Source organism: Actinomadura sp. KC345 (genome assembly GCF_004348515.1).
In the GTDB taxonomy this organism is placed as follows: domain Bacteria; phylum Actinomycetota; class Actinomycetes; order Streptosporangiales; family Streptosporangiaceae; genus Spirillospora.
In genome coordinates this window covers 1-2,602 of sequence record NZ_SMKH01000515.1, presented here as the reverse complement: position 1 = coordinate 2,602, position 2,602 = coordinate 1, and the positions used below count along the sequence as shown (strand labels likewise).

Annotated in this window: 1 protein-coding gene; it reads left to right on the top strand. The window is 69.6% G+C overall.

Annotation, left to right across the window (positions count from 1 at the left end; all coding sequences use genetic code 11):
* Window positions 1–357: 357 nt before the first annotated feature.
* Window positions 358–2,602, top strand: a 2,245-nt coding sequence (locus E1281_RS39040) for a DUF6049 family protein (RefSeq protein ID WP_131884721.1), incomplete at its 3' end; no start/stop codon positions are given.

Below are 2,602 nucleotides of genomic sequence, written 5' to 3'. Positions count from 1 at the left end.
ACCCCCCACCACGGTTTGCCAACACCCACATCCACGCAGACCCCAGCCACCACAGCAACCCCGCAACAACCCCAACAGTCGCGATCGCGTCCGAAGGCAGGTTGCGAGCGAAGCGAGAAACCTGATCGCGCAGCGAGCCGGAGCGATGCAGCGGTCGCACCGCAGTTCCCGCCGAAGAGAGGGCCTCCCAGGCCCGAACGCCAAGGGCACTGCAATAAACACAGGAACACCCCGATGCCATAAACTCGCCTCCGTGGTGCGGGATATTCATGCCCGCCGCCCCAAGGCGGCCAGGTCCGTGGCCGGTGCGGCTTTCGCAGGTGGCGCGGTACCGGGTGGCGCCTGGGTGGAAACGGCGTGAGACGGCTCAAGCGTGCGGTCGCGCTGACCGCTCTGCTGCCTTGCCTCGCGATGGCGGCGCCGGCGACTCTGGAGTCTCCGGCGGCGGCGTCGGCCCAGGCGCGGAAGCAGGCCGACGTGGGGCTCGCGCTCACGAAGGTGAGCCCGAAGACGATCCGCGAGAACTCGAAGATCGAGATCTCGGGCGTGGCGAAGAACCGCACGGACGGAAGGCTCGGCGGGCTCAGCGTGAGGCTGCGCTACGGCACGCAGCCGGTCAGCAGCCGCAGCCAGCTCGACCAGTTCGCCTCGGCCCGGCCGCAGCAGCTGCCCAACATCGGCCCGCAGCAGCGGCTCGCGAACACCGCCGAACCGGGTGCCACGCAGAACTGGAAGTTCAAGACCAGCACCAGGGCGCTGCAACTGAACGTCACCGCGGGCACCCCCGGCGTCTACCCGGTGGGCGTCGAGGTGCTGGACTCCGCGCAGCAGGTGGTCGGCGGAGTGACGACGTTCCTGACCTTCATGCCGAAGCAGGGCAACTCCAAGCCGGTGGCGATCAGCTGGGTGTGGCCGCTGATCGACCGCATGCACCGGACGGACGACAAGACGTTCTTCGACGACCAGCTCACCAGCGACATGTCGCCCAACGGGCGGCTCAACACGCTCGTCGACGCCGCCGCCTCGACCGACACCCCCGTCACGTGGGGGATCGACCCCGCCCTGCTGGACGACGCGCAGCGCATGGCGGCGGGCGAGTACACCGTGAACCCCCTCGGCTCGGGGAAGCCGGTGCAGAAGGGGAAGAGCATGGTCGCGGCGGCGTGGCTGGCGGCGCTGAAGAAGGCGCTCAACGGCGACCCCTACTTCACCGTCCCGTACGGCGACCCCGACGTCGTCGCGCTCGTCCGCCACAAGATGACCCGCGACATCGATGTCGCCTTCGACGACCGGAACACCGGTGTCGCGACACAGGCGCTCGGCCGGCCGGCGGACGCGCATGTCGCCTGGCCGCCGCACGGCGCCGGGGGGCCTGGAACGCTCGAACAGCTCTCCAAGAACACGCTCAAGGACGGCGGGGCGTTCCTGATGAGCAGTTCGCAGTTCCAGAATCCCCCGACGGGCGCGCCCCCGAACGCGGCCACGGCGATCCAGACGGAGGCGGGCAAGAAGGACGCCCTCCTGTACGACGAGAAGCTCAACAAGATCGTCAGTAATGGCAAGGCGGGGCCGCTGCAGACCGAGCAGCGCTTCCTCGCCGAGACGGCGATGATCGCGGCGGAGGCGCCGAACCTGCAGCGCACCGTGGTCGTCGCCCCCGACCGGCACTGGAATCCCGCGCCGGGGCTCGCCGAGAACCTGCTGCAGTACACGCAGGACGCGGAGTGGCTGCGCGAGATGCCGCTGAGCAAGATCGAGTCTTCCGGTGCCCAGGCCCGGACCTTCAACGGCTATCCCGACGCCTTCGAGCGCTACGAGCTGGGTGAGGCGCACCTCGCGCAGGTGCGGGCCGTCTCCCGCCGCGCGGCGACGTTCCAGTCCGTTCTGACGAACGACATCAACATCTCCCACGAGCGCGCCCTGCTGCGCATGCAGTCGGTCGCGTGGCGGGTGATGCCCCGCCGTGCCAAGCTGGTCCGCAACGCGCTCGCGGACCAGGTCGAGTCGGACATGCAGCAGGTCCGCATCGTCACCACCAAGAACAAACGGGTGCTGATGGGGGGCAGCTCGGGCAAGCTGCCGGTGCTCGTGGAGAACACGCTCAGCAACCAGTCGGTGAAGGTCCGGCTCGTCGCGTCGTCGGAGAACAGCGCCAAGCTGCAACTCGGGGAGCTCGACCCGGAAGAGGCCGTCATCGAACTGCAGCCCGGCGAGCGGGCTCAGCGGTGGATCCCGGCGCAGGCGGCCGGCAACGGCAACTTCCGCGTGCGCCTGGACCTGGTGATCCCCGACTCGGGCGGCCGGACGCTCGGCAGCGGTGAGACCATCACCGTCGTCACCACCGGGTACGGGCAGCTCGCTCTGCTCATCACCGGCGGCGGACTTGCCGTACTCTTCGTGGGCGTCGGAGTGCGGGCCATCAGAGCAAGGCGCCGCCGGAAAGCGGAGGCAGGCGGTGACGGGTCGACCGGAGTGGGACCAGCAGGGGCCGGAGAACCGGGGGACGGGTTCTCCGGGCCCGGCTTCGCACAACCCGGGATACCCGCCTCCGAACTCCCCGGGACAGGGACACCCACCCCAGGGCCATCCGCCCCAGGGACAC